Here is a 15,659-nt window from a genome sequence, read left to right as displayed (position 1 = left end):
GACACCGGTTCGGCTGTACGCTTTCTGGACGAGATGGTTCCCCAGCTATGGGCCTGCGCTCGAGCGGAGGTAATGCGGTTGCAGACAGCTCGCACGGAGGCGCTTGCTCGGGGCGGCTCAAGGCCGAAGACGAAGACGATGCGTCTCGACGGCGTCCGTGTGGTGGAAGTCCCGCTGGCTGCGAGGCCGGAAGGGGTGGGCCAGACGGATTGGGACGCTGTTTGCCGGATCAACGACGCCATCTTGAAACGGGTTCGATACGACCACGATCGAGCTCGTTCTGCATCTTCGCTCGCTCCACAGTCCCCACACGAGACGCTGCGGCGTGGGCTGGGAGTCTGCATGGACTATGCGGCGCTCTTCGAGGCCTCCGCCCGACGAGTCGGTCTCATAGCGAAATCAGTGATGAGCGAATCCTTGAACCACGCCTGGAACGCAGTTCACCTTGACGGCGTGTGGTGGAACGTGGATGTGACGTGGAATGTCGGCGGCGCGTTCACCAGCGGCGTGGTAGTTCCTGACCAGATCCGAAACGATGTGGACTTTCGGCGGCGTTACCTGCTCACTACTCCGGCGTCCGAGGCCTCCATGCTGAGCTTTGGCCTGACCCTGCAGACCCACCTGATTGACGACGTCCGGGACGTCGATTTCACAAAAACGCTCCAAGCAATGGCGCTGATCGCACGGATCGAAGCGCTCATCTCTGGTGGTGAGGTGCTGAACCGTGTACACCGCCCTGAACAGCGCCAAGGGCTCAGCGCGCACACGGCGCGCGCGCAGCAGGTGGCTTCTGCCGGCGTCGACAACAGGATCGAGATCTCCAGTCTTTACCAGGAGTACCTCCGTCTGGAGGGGAGCTACCCGTTGGCGGTCAAGTTCCGCCTGACGAGCTACCCCCGCAGAAAGGGCCCTCCTGCGAGGTGTGACGGATGACGAGACTTAACAAGGGAGAACCTGATGGTAAGTGGCAAGCCGGCTGAGCTTCGGAGCGCGGCCGCAAAGGCTCGAAGCGCGCAGCAGTCGCTCGAGTCCGACTTGCGCGCTGTTGAGAGTGCCTACAACTCGATCCGCTTCGACGTACCCAATAAGAGCAAGATCGATGACCTTCTTCGTGATGCCAGACAGAAGCTGAATGCTGCGAAAATTGGGCTCGGCGAATTCGAGAAGCGCCTTAACACGGTGGCACAACAGCTCGAAAGCATCAACCGCGGATAGGTTTGAACTCGCCAATAGAAGGGAACCGAAGTTGCGGCACGAGGCCCTTGTGGTGGTCGTAGACCAGACAGATGTGCCCGATTGGGAGGAATTCAGACGGACCGCCATGCGAGACGGCTCCTACGTCTCGGTGACGATCCTCACGGGCTCTCGGGCAGTGCGAGTTCTACCGCCGACTCCAGCCAAATCCGCACCCGCGACGGTCCCAATCCCCCAATATCGTGATGCCCCACAGGCGGAGGCCTATGTCGGCATCATCGATATGGTCTTGGAGGCGGAGGCAGCAGTTTCCGATCTCGGAGCGACACGACTCCACCTGTCCGGGCCCGCGTTGGCGAAGACTGCTATCGAGCAGTTATTGACTGGAAGTGCGATTTCGGTCGTCCGAGCCAGCATGCGCAATGCCCCCCTCGAACCGGCTGCTCCAGTCCTTGAGCACGCAGGACGGGGTGCAGACGCGGCGAGCTCAGCCCCTTGGGAATGGCCTGTGCCGCTCCATGCTCGCCCAGCTTCTGCTCGTCTGGAGTACTCAGCGGACGATGTCGAATCTGCACGGGACCTGGCCTCGAAGACGTTGGGGCGAGACATTCAAGAAGCAGACTTTGAAGTCACGCGAGCGCCGACGATGCGAGGCCTATTCAGGCGAACGACAGTGGAGCCAGCAGTGCTCGAGGTCACCCAGCGGCTAACACCGCGAGACATGGACGGGCTGCAAATCGACCCAGACGCCCCTATGTTGTCGACGGCCTCACCAATTGAGCGGGTGATTGGCAATGATGTCTATCAAGGGTTCTTACTTCGAACACTAGAGGACGAGCTCTTCGGCGGTCCGTTTACAGCACCAGGAGTTCCCGGCACGGTGTTCACCAAGTACCTCATGCCGACTGAATTCCAACTCAAATACCAAACCCCGAGCCTGTCGAAAATGTACGCGCACTTGTGGCCGCCGGATCTCAGGGGAATGCAGGACATCGCACAGGAGGGGTTTGGGCCGAATTTGGCAGAGGAGGTCAAGCCCGGTGATGCGGTGATCTTGGACCGCGCGCGTGGGAACCTTGCATGGATAGCGACCCTGCCCACGGGCACCTGTTTCGCTCTGATCAACGGCCCCACCAACAGGCAGGGATGGACCCTTGATCGGCATACATACTGTCAGATCCCCGTCGCCGGGGTTGTGACAGGGGTTCGGCGCAACAAAGAGACCCTCGCAGTGAACGAGATTCGCATACTCTGCGGGTCCGCCCCGGTCCTGTCGCACTTTGCGGCGAGGTGACTTGCCGGAGGCACTGCGGCCTTGAGATGCCGCTCTCGTTACAGCATGGAGCATCATGTGAGCCGCGGGGCAGTTGCTGCGACAACACGAATGCCGAACATATCGCACTCAAGTTGGCACAGAGGTGAAGCGTGGCGATCGCGCATCCGAAATCACGTCGATTTGCGGTGCAGGACCTCTCCAGTCGCTATAGTCTGGAGCATGCGCTCCACAAACGGCTCCCGGATATGCCTTCGGGTGCCCTTTCTTCGCCTCGCGGGACACGTCGTATGAGTGCGAGGTCGCGAACGAAGCCGCATAGCGAATCGCCGCTACAGGGCGATAGCTGACGTGGGTCTCCACATCATGGTCGTGGTGGAGCCAGGCCACGCCGAAAATCTTAGTTGGTCCGCTATTCGCCGAGAAGCGGCTGATCTGAGCGCGATCGTGTCACTCATTGAGGTTTCGAATACGAACGCACGCTGGCTTGTGCCAGCTGTACCGGCAAGTGTTGCCGCTCGACAAGTTGCTGCCATCTCCGCCGCCGTACCAGCCGCGGCAGGCGCTGCAGCCGCCGTCATCGACAAGCTCTTCGAGGCCCAGGCCTCGGTACCGACTATCAGCGCTTGTGAGGTGCGCCTCTTCGCCAGTGGACGGCTGGAGGAGGAACTTTCTGCCGAGCTTGGAACTGAAACAAGGGTGCGACTTCGAGTCTTCGACAAAATCGCCTATCGCCCAGCTTGCGATGCGAAGGCCGAACCCCTTCCCATAAAGTGGTCCAATCACGAGGACACGAGCCGACCAACGCTGCAGCTGCTGTCGAGGGGACGCCAGTGGCAGCCGACCCGCTTGCCGGTGTGGGTTGCGAAGTTGAACCTACACGCATTCCACAAAGGGCCGGATTCTAGCTGGCGTCCTTATGCCGGCAGGCTCTCCACTCGTGGGATAAAGGCGCTCGATAGATATGGACGACTATGGAACATCGCCGATGAACACTTGTCGGCTCGTCCTCTCGAAAGCTTCGTCCCCGGCCTTCCCGCGCTTCGCGATGTGGCGCTAACCCCTTGGGGCGGCCACGGAATCGGCCTTGGCGGCAGCGTCTGGGCGTGGGGCAGCGGCACGCAGTCTCGACTCGGCCGCCGCGGGCAACGTGACACGCCGCACCCTATTAAAATTGACGTTGACAACGCCGTCCGAGTGTTCGCCGCGGATTTCACCTGCTACGTGATCAAGCGCGACGGGCAAATCTATTCGTGGGGCTCTAACGACCACTTCGCCCTCGGCCGCCGTCACCCCTCATCCTGGACGCACCATGTAAACCTGGTCCCCGGGGTGTCGGGAGCAGTCGAAATTGTGCCCTGGAAATTTTCGGGAGCGGGAGGGGTGCGAGGAGTGCTCGCTAGGACCATTTCAGGTCAGCTCTACGCTTGGGGAGAAGCACCGCCGAGATATTCGTGGTGGTCGAACGGTTACCTCGCGCCGCGCCCACTTGATATGCCGCGAGGACCTCAGATTGTCCGCGTCAGCTGTGATGGTGAAGCGATCCATGCAATCGGGAACGACGGAAGTTTATTCCGATGGGCACGCATTGACGGCCCTCCGGAACACATCTACCCGGCTCACCGTTGGCTACAGTTCGATGGGCATTTAGGCCTCGATGATACGTGCAGAATTTGGAGAGTGAACAAGGTTGGCAGTCTGGAGTTGGTCATCCAGCTCCCGTCTGGGTCCGAGTATGAAGTCGTTGGCTTCAACGACGACAGGATATGGATACTTCAGCGGAAGCGCACGTAGGGCTTGATACTTCATTGCGAATCCTGTTTGCGGTCGATCCGGTGAAGGATCTCTAGTCCAACAGGCGGAGCGCGCTCTCGAGAGCAGCGTCCAGCTCGGACACATGGACTGAGAGGTTTCGGATCTCGTTGCGCATCGAGTCGATCACGCGGTGGTCGAACTTCGGGCGGGACTCGTCGGTGAACGTGGGGCGGGTCTGCTCAGACGTTGACTTGAGATGCTCCGCGATAGAACGGAGGTCGTTGGATTGCCGGGCGACGACGGTCAAGGGTGACCTCCGACTATGCGTGCGGGCACATGCTGCCGGCCGAAGCGGCCTGCAACGAAGATCCTATGTCGGCCGTTCGTGATCCCGTAGGTGCCGTCGGGGCGAAGCTCAAGCCTGATTGCGTCGCCGCCGAAGAACCCGCTGTAGGTATCCGAGAGCGACCGGACTCCATGGCTGCCATTGGCCTGGTCAGTCGTAGCGAAGGATGACGGATTCAAGCCAGCGGCGAGTCCCGGCAGCACCTGGGTTGTGAGAAGATCGAAGGCGTAGTCGAGATCCTCGATGGAGTATCCCTTGCCGAAGTCTCGGGGGCCGCCGATGGGGTTTTCGGTCTGATCGATCAGGTCGACAGGAACCATCATGAAGCCGGCCGGGAGTCCCGGGACGAGGTGGACGCCGAGGCTCCCGGAAGCTGCGGAACCAGCGGGCGCATAACCGGGGCCGGAGACGGAACCCATGCCGCCAGGCCCTCCAGCATTGACCGCGGACACCTTATCCAGCTTGAAAGCAAGATAGCGGTGTCCCTCAGCCTGGAAACTCTCCACCCGCTTGAGCGATGCGCGAGCTTGTGACTCGTAGTCAGCTATGGCTTGAGTAGCGAGCTTCCGGGCACTCCGGGCGGCGGCTAAACGGTGTTGCGCTTCAGCGAGCGCCGCCGCCTCGATAGAACAGTCGTCCCGCTCGGAGATCCGGCACGCTTCGAGCGCGGCCTTGCACTGTTGCACCCGGGTCTGGCGCAGCCTGACTGCGACTTCTACTGTCGCCAGTGTCCGCCTCGCGGCGTTCAGGGCAGCCCTGTGCTCGGCCTGCACCCTGTCGGTAGTGGATTTGAGCGCCAGCTGCAGTGCTCGAAGCGTTCGGGGATCGACCACGAGTCTGCTCATTGGGCGATCCGCGCCCAGGTCTTCGTGTCGAATGGCGCGAATGGCGCGGCTTTGGTCCTCTCGCCCGTCTGCTCCCAGAGCAGGAGTTCGTCGCCGACGAGCTGCTCGGCTTCGTTCGAGCCGACCAGCTGATAGCTGCTGTCGGAGTCCAGCTTTGCGAACAGACGAGCACCGAACTGCCCTAAGACGACGGTATCGGAAAGGATGCGCGAAGCTGCTGTCCCGGTGTCGCTGTGCAGCACCACGTGGACCCTTCCGGCGGCTGCAACTGAAAGCAACTCGTTGAGCTTGTGGGTGATGTCCCCACCATCGACAAGCTCACGGTTCCGGTGGGCATTCATCAAGAACAGAACCTTCCGGGTCGACGCCTTCGGTCCTCCCTGCCGGGCCAGGGCAATAGCTTCATCGAGGTAGAGCTCGAACAGGTTCCTTCTCGCGAACCTTCGCTGGGGAGTAGCGACCGCCCGCTGGATCTTCCCCAACGCGACGTCGAACCCTGTCTGCAGGTCCCCAAAGTCGACCACATCGAAGGGTACTTTCGCTACAACACAGGTGGCCAGCATCGCGGACAGTATGCCGATGTTCGGTCCCGACGCAGTCCCTCGGCCGGGGCCGGCGACCACAAGGAGGTTTCCATCGTCGTTGACGGGCAAGCGCGCGTTCACCGACTCCACGACGCCCATGCCGCGCGCAACGAGCAGCTGGAGGCCGACGCTGCTGTCGGCTTTCGAATTTAGCCGCGTTGGGGGCCGAGAGCGCGAGAAGTCGAGCACGACCGGCCGTCGAGAATTGTGGGCCTTGGCCGCGAGTGACTTCGCTGTTGTATGCGCTGAATCCTTGGTCTCATTGGTGACTTGAATTTCTCGCTTATCGATGCCGGGTCGCTTGAGGATTGCCTTTCCGCTTCCTTTGCCGAGCCTTGCAGCGTCGAGATCCTGCGGACCAAGGAAGATACGTGAGTCGTCCTCGCTGACGCGCAGCACTACCTTGGAGCCGATCATGTTCGTCACTGCTGCCGGCAGCTGGGTGATCCCTTGGAGGCTCTGCGTCGCAAGGACAAGATGGACGCCGAATGCGCGCCCCTCGCGGATTACGCGGTCGAGGAGCCTGGATGCGCGCATAGAGGTCTCGTCGTCGCCGGTATTGAGGAGCGCTTGGAACTCGTCAATCACGGCGACGATTCGTGGCAGTCGCTGCACTCCTGGTGCGGCGAGATAGTCATCGAGCTTGTCAGGATTGGCTCCGCTCGCAGTGCGAGTGTTGCGGAAAAGCTCTCCTCGCGCTGCGATCTGGTCGATCAGGTCTTCGAGAACCAGGATCGTCGACTCTGGTGGTGCCTTGACGGTGATGACCTTGGCGTGAGGCAGGTTGCCGGTTGCGTACACCATGAACTCGACCCCCTGCTTGGGGTCCAGCAGATAGAGTTGAAGGTCCTCCGGCGAATAGTTCCGGGCCAGATTGCAGATGAGTGCATGGAGCAGCACAGACTTTCCCGTGCCGGGCTGACCGCCGATGATGAGGCCTGGCTCGCTCCCCGCTGATTCGAGGACAACTGTGGCGACATCGCGATCACCTGTCACGCCGATGGCGGCTTCGACCCCATGAACGGCCCTCTTGCGCCACCAGGTCGACGGGTCCTCCGGGTTGGCGTCCCGGCCGCGGCCCGGCATCGACTGTAGACGCCTCGCTGTGGCGGCAGGGGTGATGCTCCGAGGCTTGGCTCCACTGACGTCACGGTCCAACCGGATGATCAGGCGCTGCACTTCCGGCGCGGCCGAGGGGGACCAGCTCGACCCAGACCAGAGGATCTTGGGCCGGAGGGCGACGTATCGACGCCAGTCCCTTGAACGGATGCCGTCGACGGTGACCTGCGCTACTTGACTTCCGAGTGCCGGGAGAGCACCCCGCATCCCTCTCACCATATGGTCTGGGGACGTCCAAACCTCATTCTGCAGCACAGGAAGCCCGAACGAGTAGCGGCCTGGCTCAGACGAGAGGATAAGCGTGAACACCCCGCATGTGGGACCCGCATTGACAAGAGTGTCGAGCTTGCGCATCACTTCGTCGTCGACCCGACCCGCTGGGAAGTCCATCAGCACGAGAAGGTGATAGGCCTCGGCGACTTCGCCCGCCGCCCGGTTGTACTCGGCCAGGGAGCGGTGACGGGAACCGAGGTACTGCTGCGTGACCCGCGCCACATGGCGTGTGAGATCGTCTAGCAACGGTTCCAGATCAGCGGCCACCACGCGCACATCGGCCACCGCGGCTCGGGTGAGATCACCCAGATCACTGAGGAACTTCAGCGAAGCGCCGACTCTCACCGGGTCGAACAGGTGGACCTTCAATTGGGCTGCCGGCAACAGCGCCAGAAGACGCGCCACCGCAGATTCGACGGTGGTTCGGTGATCGGTGGCAAATCCACCATCGCGCACGAGGTCGACCAAGGCCGGGAACGATCTGGCCGGCGGGAGCGCAGCGACGGTCTGACTCGTCAGGTTCGACGAGGCCGTGCCGCCGAGGTCTGGCACTCCCAAGTCCAGGGACCAGGCCACTTCACCGATTTGGAGGACGAGCGGCCCTTCGCCGGGGTTCACTCGATGCAGCCCATTCGGGCGGTCCGCAATACCAGGGAGGAGGGTGGGGGGCTCGGTCGCAGGGCTCTGGACCTGCGCCGGGCGCCCCCGGCTCCAGGCATTCGCGATGGCCGTTAGTTCTGTGACGAGCGATTTCTCCAACTCGAACAACCGTTGGCTGACCCACAGGCTTTCCCTCTGGCGCTGAGCATCCTTGCCTGACTGGAACCAGGGCTTGCGTCCCGTCCTGAGCCGCTCGACCAGATCTGTCGGAGGGTAGGCCACTGCAATCTGCTGCATGTACGGCACGGCCACGTTCCATCGGGAGGCGAAAGCCACCGCAATCGCTTCACGCTCGGCGACAATCGAGTTGATTGCGAGGGCGCGGGCGTCGAGGGACCGCGCAACCTTCGTCAGATGGGCCTCGACGCCGCTGACCGTACCGGCCAGGCCCCGCCGGACAGCGGCCGCGTAGCCCTCCGGCTTCAACCTTTTGGCCCAGAAAGCCAGGGTCGGAAGTGCCACTACTACCTACTTCCGGGAAAACGCGGCAAGGACGTCATGCGCGGTCGGACGGCTTGCAGGATCGGTGTCGAGCATGCTCCGGAAAAGGCTGGCGCGTTTCGGCCCGACGAGACGTTCGATGTTCGAGGTCGCAGTCGCAGAGACATAAACGCTCTGGGTGTCGTCCTCGTTCGGTTCGCCGGGAATGTGGAGCAGCCGAAGTGCGAGGAGCCCCATCTTGAAGATGTCCGACTTGGTCGTCTGTATGTTTGCAGCTGCACGAGCTCTGCTGATTTCGATCTGCGAGGCTCCCGCTGCAATCAGCTCGTCCCGGAGGACAGCTGCTGCTCGGACCTCTGGCGGGAACCAGTTCGGCGTATGCATCTGCTGGATCGGCGGAACTCCACCCGCAAATCGGAATGCGTCGACGTCGAGGAACTTCGGCGTGAACTTCTTTCCGCTGGATGCGACACCCTTGGCGGGGTTGCTGACAACAAGGTTCTTCGGGCTGAAATCGCCGATCACTAACCCATTGCGGTGGAGGAATTCGACGATCTTCAGGACGTCCAAGATGAGATAAAGACGATCCTTGGCCGTGGCCGAAGGGATGCCTCGCTCCCGTTTCTTGGCTTCCGGCACCATGAGGTACTGGACCTCGAGAAGCGTTCTTTCGCTCGGACCGACCCCATTGAACTCGAGATCGAAGAAGAACGGGTCCGGGATCAGCTTCATGATGATGCCCTGCGCGGTGCCATTCTCGACGACCAATCCTTGCGGCCAGACTGTATGGCGACGGACGAACTTCTGGTCGTCCTCGCTCATGGCGTCCGGATGGAGGACCAATTGGGGCATCGTTGTCGCGAGGGAATGCCCCGACTCTTCAAGAATCTCCGAGTTGTAGCGTTTGAAGACGTACTGGCCCTCGGCACCGGGAATCGGCGGCGGAGAGGACAGCTTGAAGACTGTGGCCTGACCGCCCCTGCCGAGCTTAGCCATCGGCCCGAGCGCAGACTTCTGGACAGTGACGTCGGCTGGCGCACGGCTCATGCCGTCGCCCACACGATCGCTGCAGTCCTGTCGTCGTCCGCGTTGGTGTTGACGAAAGAGGACGTGAAGAGAAGCTGGGTGGTATCGAGCGGCTGCTTCCAAGCATCGAAGAGATACCGTCCTACAGGGCGCGCCCCCTCTTCAATCACGTCGCCGAAGCCATCCGTGCACAGAATGATCGCCTGCCCTGGGCTCAGCTCCCAGCTGTCGACATCCGGGCTATCGCCGCCCAGCGGCAGCGCGTCGGACACCGAGTTGTCGACGGTGTTCGAGGCGGGATCCTTGCCAGCGTCAAGAAGGCCCCAGCCCCGGACCGGGTCGAGGACGTAGAAGCTTCCATCACCAGAGATCCGGACGCGCCACACCCGAAGCGAACCGTCTTTCCGTGCAGTTGGAACAACGAGCAGGTCGCAGGTAGTCGACATGATCTGCGCGATCGTCCGATCCGAAATCTCAGGCGCGGAATCAGCCGGACCGACTTGCTGCTGCGCGCGGCGCTGTCCGAGAGCACGGACCGCATCCTTTGCCTTCCTGCCGACCTCCGGCCAGTGAACGAGATCGGGGGGCGTGGCAGCGAGAGCGCGAAGGGACTCCGCGACAGTGACTTTTGCCGCCTCAGTCGCGGCCACGTGGGACAGCTTGCCCTCTGAGACTCCGTCGGCGACCGCGATCACCACCCATGAATCATCAGAACCTATAGCATAGGCGTCCTGCCGCGGCGTTCCTGACAAGTGGTGGCTTGCTCCCTTGATGCTCACCGCTCCGACGCTCACCGAGTCACTCACGATTCCCGAGTCAACCGTGGAATCGGGAACGTGGGCCCCCGAAAGCCTGCTCCTCACCGACGGAGCGATCCGGAGCATCGCACCGGCATCTCCGACCTGCGATCGGCCCCGGTAGATGCCTTCGAGCACGCTCACGTCGTCTGGGGCGGCCGGGAGCGTCCACCGCAGTTCTCGCGCCCCAGTCGACAGCGATGGCGGCGGCACCTCGGGCAAGAGCCGACCGGCAGAACCAGCGGCCGGTGGGAAGGCAGCATTTGCAGGAGACATCTCCCCTGCTCCGGCAGCCTGTTCGGAAAGTGATTCCGGGCCGCTTACACCGATGCCAGGCGCAGCCCCAAGCGCTGGGTCTGGCGAGGTCTCACTTTCCGGTGAGTAGGCGGAACTAGCCGCGGGCCAGCCAACGGGCGGCGGCTGCCAGACCCCTACGGGGAACTCGGGATCGCCTGGCCGTTCTTCAGCTGTCGCCGGCGGGTAGGCGGAACTTGCCGCGGACCAGCCAACGGGCGGCGGCTGCCAGACACCTACGGGGAACTCGGGATCGCCTGGCCGTTCTTCAGCTGTCGCCGGCGGGTAGGCGGAACTTGCCGCGGACCAGCCAGCGGGCGGCGGCTGCCAGACACCTGTTGGGAACTCGGGATCGCCGGGCGGTTCTTCAGCTGTCTGGGAATTCTGCATGTTCTGGATCCGTTTCCTCCATAATGGGCGTCTGTCCCGGCCCTTCCCCGGCAACCAGCGCAATCTACGACTCGATTTCGAGAAGGAAATCCTCGTCTGCGATCGCGTCGTCATCCCACTTGAAGCCGTCATCGGCCTCAGAGGCGTCCGCGCCGCTCACCTTGGCCGTGCTGCTGACGATGCTCTGCATGAGGATGTCGATGAAGCTACCGAGAGCCTCAGAAGCACCGGACCCATCGGCAGTGAGAAAGGCTCTGCCATTGCCGGCGGTATATGTCTCGACGACCTCACGGGGGACGTTGGGGCCGACGCCGAACACGGATAGATTGGGCCGGCGGCTGAAGTTTGTATCGGTCAGTTCGGCGAAGGCAGGAGCCGGGTCGTCCTGGGGCTCCCCATCAGTAATGAGGAACACGGCGGGCCGGTATACCTTGTACCCGTCGGCCTTGAGCGACGAGTAGTCATCTTCCATCTGCGCCTTCAGGAGCTTGAACACCTCTGTGAAGCTCGTGCCGTTGGAAGCCTCGAACGTGTGCTGAGCCAAATTTGCACCCCGTGCGAGCGGGGACACCATTTGAGCCCGATCGTTGAACCCGATGACGCAGAAGCGAGCGCGCTCGTCCGCCAGAGGGTTCTTGATGCAAGTGCGGATAATTGTCGGGATCAGCGAGTTGGCCGCGTCGATCGCATTGTTCTCCCGGGGCGACATCGACCACGAGTGATCCACCGCGATATACACAGGCAGGATGTACTTCGCGTCTTCCTCGAGCGCCTCGAGCTGCTGGGTATCGGTGGACACGTGCCTGCCTCCCATGGGGTGCGAGAACATAACGCCTGACGGCGAGTTGTACGGCAATGTTGCTGTGCTCGCTTGACGGATGTCAACAGCGACGGCAAGCATGTTCCAGGAGAGCTATGAGGGGGCGCGGTGGATGGGCACCACGTATTCATTGCGGTAGAAGGTGGGCGCTCCTCGAGTGCGCTCGATTGGGCAGGAATCCGGAAGGACGTTTCCGCAGGTGGCGGCTACCTGTCGCTGGCGCTTCTAGACGGAACGAGATCGAAGTGGGTAGTACGGCCCACCCCATCCGCCGACCAGATTCCATTGAGTGTCTCGACGTCCGGAGCGGGCATCGCTGCGCCAGGAATCGCAACCGCGGTGGTCGACCAGATCATGGAGGCGCGGGGCCTCGTACCAGGGATCAAGGCGACAGAGGTGCGCCTCTACGGTGGACCTCTTGCTGAGTCAGAGCTCAATGACGCTCTCAAAGGTGACGGCACTATCCGCCTGCGGGTCTTCGATAAGGGCAGCCTGAGAAGGGCGCGATCAGGGAGGACTTCAACTCCCCCATCGGTGGCGATCCCGCAGCCAACCCGGCCGCCCGCGTCGAAACCCAGTACGGCGAGCACCGGGCCAAGATCTCCAAAGCCTCAACCAAGGACAGCCCTGGCCGGCGCGAAGACATCGGCTGCTCCTGCGCCCCCCTCCCCGGCGACTCCTCGAGCGCTCAACGGTTCTTTCGGCACCCGTTATCGGCCAGGGCTGCGCTTCATTGCGGCAGTGCTGACGGCCGCCGCGGTACTTGTCGGGGTGTTCCCCGGATGGGTCTGGGGACATATCTGGGGCTACTCCTATCCCCGCGATGCAACGCTGATCGCCGACACGCTCTCGTGGGCACAGGCCCGTGCGTTCGGGCCGTCCCTGCTGCTCGGCGCACTTGTGGCACTCGTCGGAACTCGAGTGCGCAGGCTCGCACTGCTCGCGTTTGGCTATGGGGCGCTGAGCGGCGTGCTGCCGGGGATCATTCCCGAGTTCCTCGTCTGGGCGCCTCCCCAACCGCTCTACAGCTTCATGAACAATACCGACGGCTTTTGGGGCGAATGGACCGCGTGGGCTCCCCTCATCTACATCGGGATCGGACTCTGGCTCTGCAATGCGGCCTCCAAAGCGCTTCCGAAGACGCCGCAGCACGTGCTCGATGCCCGGAAGCGCTTCCGCCGGTCGTCCAAGGATTTCTTGGGACGCCGGTCGCCAATCGACAAAGCGGTGCTCGCTTGGCTGGTCGGGCTCGCATTGACCGGCGTTGGTCCTTGGCTCATCGGGCGCTTCGTCCTACAGGACAACATCATGTACACCACCTCTTCGGGCGTCTTCAACAGAAGCGCGCGGGGGTTTTGGCCCTACGTGCCAACGCTGTACCTTGGCGGCCTCGCGGCGCTGCTGTTGCTCGGCGGTATCGCAATGGCGCTCCAGCCTTGGGTCGGGCGCATCGGACCCGGCTTCGTGGGGTTGGTGCTGGTCGGTGCATCGTTCGCGGTGGGCTCCCTCGGCACTTCACTCTGGCAGGCACAGGAAAACGCCACGGTGCAGCAACTCATGGAGACGCCGTTTCCCTTCGATAACTCGTATTACACGTGCGGCCACGCAGAAGCGAGTTTGAAGGACGCCTCGGGCAAGTCCTGGCTGTATCAGGTGTGGAGCGCGCGGATCGCAGGATCTCAAGTAGCCGCAGATGCCTGCAACAGAGTTGTCATATATCAGGGTTGGCAGCAGCTGAAGACCTACGACTTGCCGAGCGGGCAGACGATAACGGCGGCTCCAGAGTTCGTCAGCGGCCAGACATCCGCGAACGCAATCTTCCAGTATGGAAAAAGCGACGGCACCAAGGCACAGGTCAAGCTGGGCCAGTGACGGCGGTCGGACTGGTGAGGCCAGGGAGATTATCGTTGGCGACTCCTGTCAGGCATTAGGCCTCGGTTGTCACCAGTGGAGAATGACAGGCGACTCGCGCCGATGGTGCGGCGCTGGACCGCACGAGCTCCCGGCCGGGCCCGGCGGGAGGCCAGGTGCCGGAGGGCGTCTGATCAGATCCTCTGACAGGCCCAGTCGTAGACCTCGGTGGCACCGCGACGGGACCCCATGGAGCCCTCGTCCCACCCCTGGATGAGACGGAGGGCCGGGCGGCCCTAGTTCCACTCGCGCTCCGGCTGGGTGAGTTTGCTTCATCCCGCTCGGACTCGAACCGACCCGGGTCTGCGGCGACCTGCGCCGCGAGACGGTCCGGCAGGAACCCGAGCACAGCCACGAAGTCCTCCGCTGTCTCGCCGTCGGCGAGGCCCTCCGCCGCGTACTGGCGCACACGCTGCATGATCGCCCAGTCCACGAGGCCGCGCGGGACCTGGCCCGCCTGCTTCTCCGAGAACGTTCTGTGGGCCTGCCGGGCGGCCTCGGCGGCCGCCTCCGCCGGCGGGACCTGCTCGGCCAGGATTGCCGTCCTCCGCGCCTCCAGCCCGTCCCGGATGACCTCCTGCCGTGCGTCGATCGACGCGAGCGCCGCCAGTTTCGCCTCCGCGGCGGCTGTGCGCTCAAGGTCGGCGTTGGTCGCCGCCGCGTCGCGCTCGGCGATGGTCTCGGTCCGGGTCTGCTTCGGCCCCTGCCGCATGTCCTCGATCTGCTCGAGCTGCGCGGTCAGGGTGCCCAACTCCGTCGTCACGCCGGCGAGCACGCACTCCACAGCGGACTCCTCCGCCACGACGGCGGAGCCGATGGTCAGGTTCTTGTAGTCACTCACGCCGGGCCCCCTCGTCAGCGCCTGGGGCGGCCGGGCCGCACTTCACGGGGTCCGGCGCGTAGCCGGCCACGGCGCGACGGACGACGCCCTTGATCAGGGGCCCCTCGCGCTCCGCGAGCTCCTTCACCGCCTGATAGCTCGCCTGGTCGAGATTCATGTTCGGCATCTCAGGCCCCCCAAGACGCGCAAAAGCCGGGACCCGCAATGGGGCCTCCGGCTTGCTCAGTCAGTTCGGTGGAAAGTCCTTCCACATACCTCCAAATTTTCTGTCTTTCCATTGTCTTACACCGGTGTAAGACGGTCAACGATCGTGCACCCAAATCACTCGTTCCCGCGACGCCCCTCCGTCTCGGCCAGCCGCCGCACCGCAACGGCGAGGACGTCCTGAATCGCCACAGGGGACCCGCACAGGACCTTCGCGGCCCCGAGGGTGTCACCGGCCCGGCACGCCTCCAAGAGCTCCTCCAGAACACGCTCCGCACCCTCACGACTCATCGCCAGCCTCCCGCCACGCCTCCGCCAGGTCCGGGCCAGCCGAACGCCGTGCCTGCATCAAATCCCGGGCCACCCGAGCCGCCGTCACCGGCGTCAAACCAAGCGCCGCCCGCCGGTTGCCCGCCAACGTCTCAAACCTCCGCAGCATCTCCAGCCCGCTCTGCACCCGCCGCGTCCGCGAACGCCGGCGCGACCCGAACTCCCGCACCTGAACCGTCTCATCCGTCTCATCCAGCTCCGTCAGCATGTCCACCGGGTCCTGGTCCGCCAGATACTCCCGCAACCGCTGACACGTTGCCTCCGCGAACGCCCACGCCCGCACCTCATCGTCATAACGAGTCGAACCCGACAGATGCGGCGGCCAATCCGGCATCGCCCGCGCCCGCGACTCAATCGCCTCCGCCAACGGCGCAAGCTTCCGCGGCGAATACGCCCCATGCGTCGCCGCAACCTCATTGCCCGCCCTAAACGGTGCAGCCCGCCGCGACGGCCTCACCTCACCACCTGTCACATACCTCCTGCTGCCTCGATCTGCTCCCGCTGCCCACGCGCGTACAGCGCATGAACCATCCCGCCAGGCGCGCGCGATAGGCAC

Annotated in this window: 14 protein-coding genes; 5 read left to right on the top strand and 9 right to left on the bottom strand. The window is 63.2% G+C overall.

Annotated features, from left to right (window positions below; all coding sequences use genetic code 11):
- Positions 1-33: 33 nt before the first annotated feature.
- The 4 genes from ACYVKZ_RS02685 (at position 34) to ACYVKZ_RS02670 (ending at position 4,261) form a co-directional block, all read left to right on the top strand.
- Positions 34-933, top strand: a complete 900-nt coding sequence (locus tag ACYVKZ_RS02685; protein ID WP_460990462.1) for a transglutaminase domain-containing protein — start codon at positions 34-36, stop codon at positions 931-933.
- Positions 934-957: 24 nt separating this feature from the next.
- Positions 958-1,215, top strand: a complete 258-nt coding sequence (locus tag ACYVKZ_RS02680) for a hypothetical protein (RefSeq protein ID WP_460990461.1) — start codon at positions 958-960, stop codon at positions 1,213-1,215.
- A 664-nt stretch (positions 1,216-1,879) separates the two neighbouring features.
- Positions 1,880-2,488 (top strand): hypothetical protein, encoded by a 609-nt coding sequence (locus tag ACYVKZ_RS02675; RefSeq protein ID WP_460990460.1) that lies wholly within the window; start codon positions 1,880-1,882, stop codon positions 2,486-2,488.
- A 345-nt stretch (positions 2,489-2,833) separates the two neighbouring features.
- Positions 2,834-4,261, top strand: coding sequence for an RCC1 domain-containing protein (locus ACYVKZ_RS02670; RefSeq protein WP_460990585.1), 1,428 nt, complete (start codon positions 2,834-2,836; stop codon positions 4,259-4,261).
- A 52-nt stretch (positions 4,262-4,313) separates the two neighbouring features.
- Here ACYVKZ_RS02670 and ACYVKZ_RS02665 read toward each other — a convergent pair whose 3' ends face one another.
- The 6 genes from ACYVKZ_RS02665 to ACYVKZ_RS02640 all read right to left on the bottom strand — a co-directional run bounded on the left by ACYVKZ_RS02665 (position 4,314) and on the right by ACYVKZ_RS02640 (position 11,796).
- Positions 4,314-4,529, bottom strand: coding sequence for a hypothetical protein (locus tag ACYVKZ_RS02665; RefSeq protein WP_460990459.1), 216 nt, complete (start codon positions 4,527-4,529; stop codon positions 4,314-4,316).
- Positions 4,526-5,413: a hypothetical protein gene (locus tag ACYVKZ_RS02660; protein ID WP_460990458.1), complete on the bottom strand. Its 888-nt coding sequence runs from the start codon at positions 5,411-5,413 to the stop codon at positions 4,526-4,528. Before ACYVKZ_RS02660 ends, ACYVKZ_RS02665 begins: the two co-directional genes overlap by 4 nt.
- Positions 5,410-8,511, bottom strand: coding sequence for an FtsK/SpoIIIE domain-containing protein (locus ACYVKZ_RS02655; protein WP_460990457.1), 3,102 nt, complete (start codon positions 8,509-8,511; stop codon positions 5,410-5,412). Before ACYVKZ_RS02655 ends, ACYVKZ_RS02660 begins: the two co-directional genes overlap by 4 nt.
- A 6-nt stretch (positions 8,512-8,517) precedes the next feature.
- Complete coding sequence (locus ACYVKZ_RS02650; RefSeq protein ID WP_460990456.1) at positions 8,518-9,537, bottom strand: protein kinase family protein; 1,020 nt, start codon at positions 9,535-9,537, stop codon at positions 8,518-8,520.
- A complete protein-coding gene (locus ACYVKZ_RS02645; RefSeq protein WP_460990455.1) occupies positions 9,534-10,457 on the bottom strand; it encodes a protein phosphatase 2C domain-containing protein in 924 nt (307 codons plus the stop codon). Before ACYVKZ_RS02645 ends, ACYVKZ_RS02650 begins: the two co-directional genes overlap by 4 nt.
- Before the next feature lie 604 nt (positions 10,458-11,061).
- The gene (locus tag ACYVKZ_RS02640; RefSeq protein WP_460990454.1) at positions 11,062-11,796 is read right to left on the bottom strand and encodes a vWA domain-containing protein; all 735 of its coding nucleotides are present in this window, start codon (positions 11,794-11,796) and stop codon (positions 11,062-11,064) included.
- 762 nt (positions 11,797-12,558) lie between these two features.
- On the opposite strand from ACYVKZ_RS02640, the gene ACYVKZ_RS02635 reads away from it, so the two are divergent.
- Positions 12,559-13,689 carry a hypothetical protein gene (locus ACYVKZ_RS02635; RefSeq protein WP_460990453.1) on the top strand — a complete coding sequence of 377 codons (1,131 nt, stop codon included), beginning with the start codon at positions 12,559-12,561 and terminating at the stop codon, positions 13,687-13,689.
- A 55-nt stretch (positions 13,690-13,744) separates the two neighbouring features.
- On the opposite strand, the gene ACYVKZ_RS02630 is transcribed toward ACYVKZ_RS02635, so the two are convergent.
- The 3 genes from ACYVKZ_RS02630 to ACYVKZ_RS02620 all read right to left on the bottom strand — a co-directional run bounded on the left by ACYVKZ_RS02630 (position 13,745) and on the right by ACYVKZ_RS02620 (position 15,470).
- Positions 13,745-14,569 carry a hypothetical protein gene (locus ACYVKZ_RS02630; RefSeq protein WP_460990452.1) on the bottom strand — a complete coding sequence of 275 codons (825 nt, stop codon included), beginning with the start codon at positions 14,567-14,569 and terminating at the stop codon, positions 13,745-13,747.
- Entirely contained in the window at positions 14,562-14,726 is a 165-nt protein-coding gene (locus ACYVKZ_RS02625; RefSeq protein WP_460990451.1) for a hypothetical protein, read from the bottom strand. The genes ACYVKZ_RS02630 and ACYVKZ_RS02625 overlap by 8 nt, the downstream gene beginning before the upstream one ends.
- Before the next feature lie 327 nt (positions 14,727-15,053).
- Positions 15,054-15,470 (bottom strand): hypothetical protein, encoded by a 417-nt coding sequence (locus ACYVKZ_RS02620; RefSeq protein ID WP_460990450.1) that lies wholly within the window; start codon positions 15,468-15,470, stop codon positions 15,054-15,056.
- Between the last annotated feature and the right edge of the window lie 189 nt (positions 15,471-15,659).

Source organism: Sinomonas soli (assembly GCF_054782415.1).
Note: the sequence above shows the minus strand (reverse complement) of the source record. Positions and strands in the feature narration are given on the sequence as shown.

Coding starts and splice junctions, on each gene's coding strand:
- ACYVKZ_RS02685 (WP_460990462.1), top strand. CDS start 34: ATGGTTCCCCAGCTATGGGCCTGCGCTCGAGCGGAGGTAATGCGGTTG.
- ACYVKZ_RS02680 (WP_460990461.1), top strand. CDS start 958: ATGGTAAGTGGCAAGCCGGCTGAGCTTCGGAGCGCGGCCGCAAAGGCT.
- ACYVKZ_RS02670 (WP_460990585.1), top strand. CDS start 2,834: ATGGTCGTGGTGGAGCCAGGCCACGCCGAAAATCTTAGTTGGTCCGCT.
- ACYVKZ_RS02660 (WP_460990458.1), bottom strand. CDS start 5,413: ATGAGCAGACTCGTGGTCGATCCCCGAACGCTTCGAGCACTGCAGCTG.
- ACYVKZ_RS02650 (WP_460990456.1), bottom strand. CDS start 9,537: ATGAGCCGTGCGCCAGCCGACGTCACTGTCCAGAAGTCTGCGCTCGGG.
- ACYVKZ_RS02625 (WP_460990451.1), bottom strand. CDS start 14,726: ATGAATCTCGACCAGGCGAGCTATCAGGCGGTGAAGGAGCTCGCGGAG.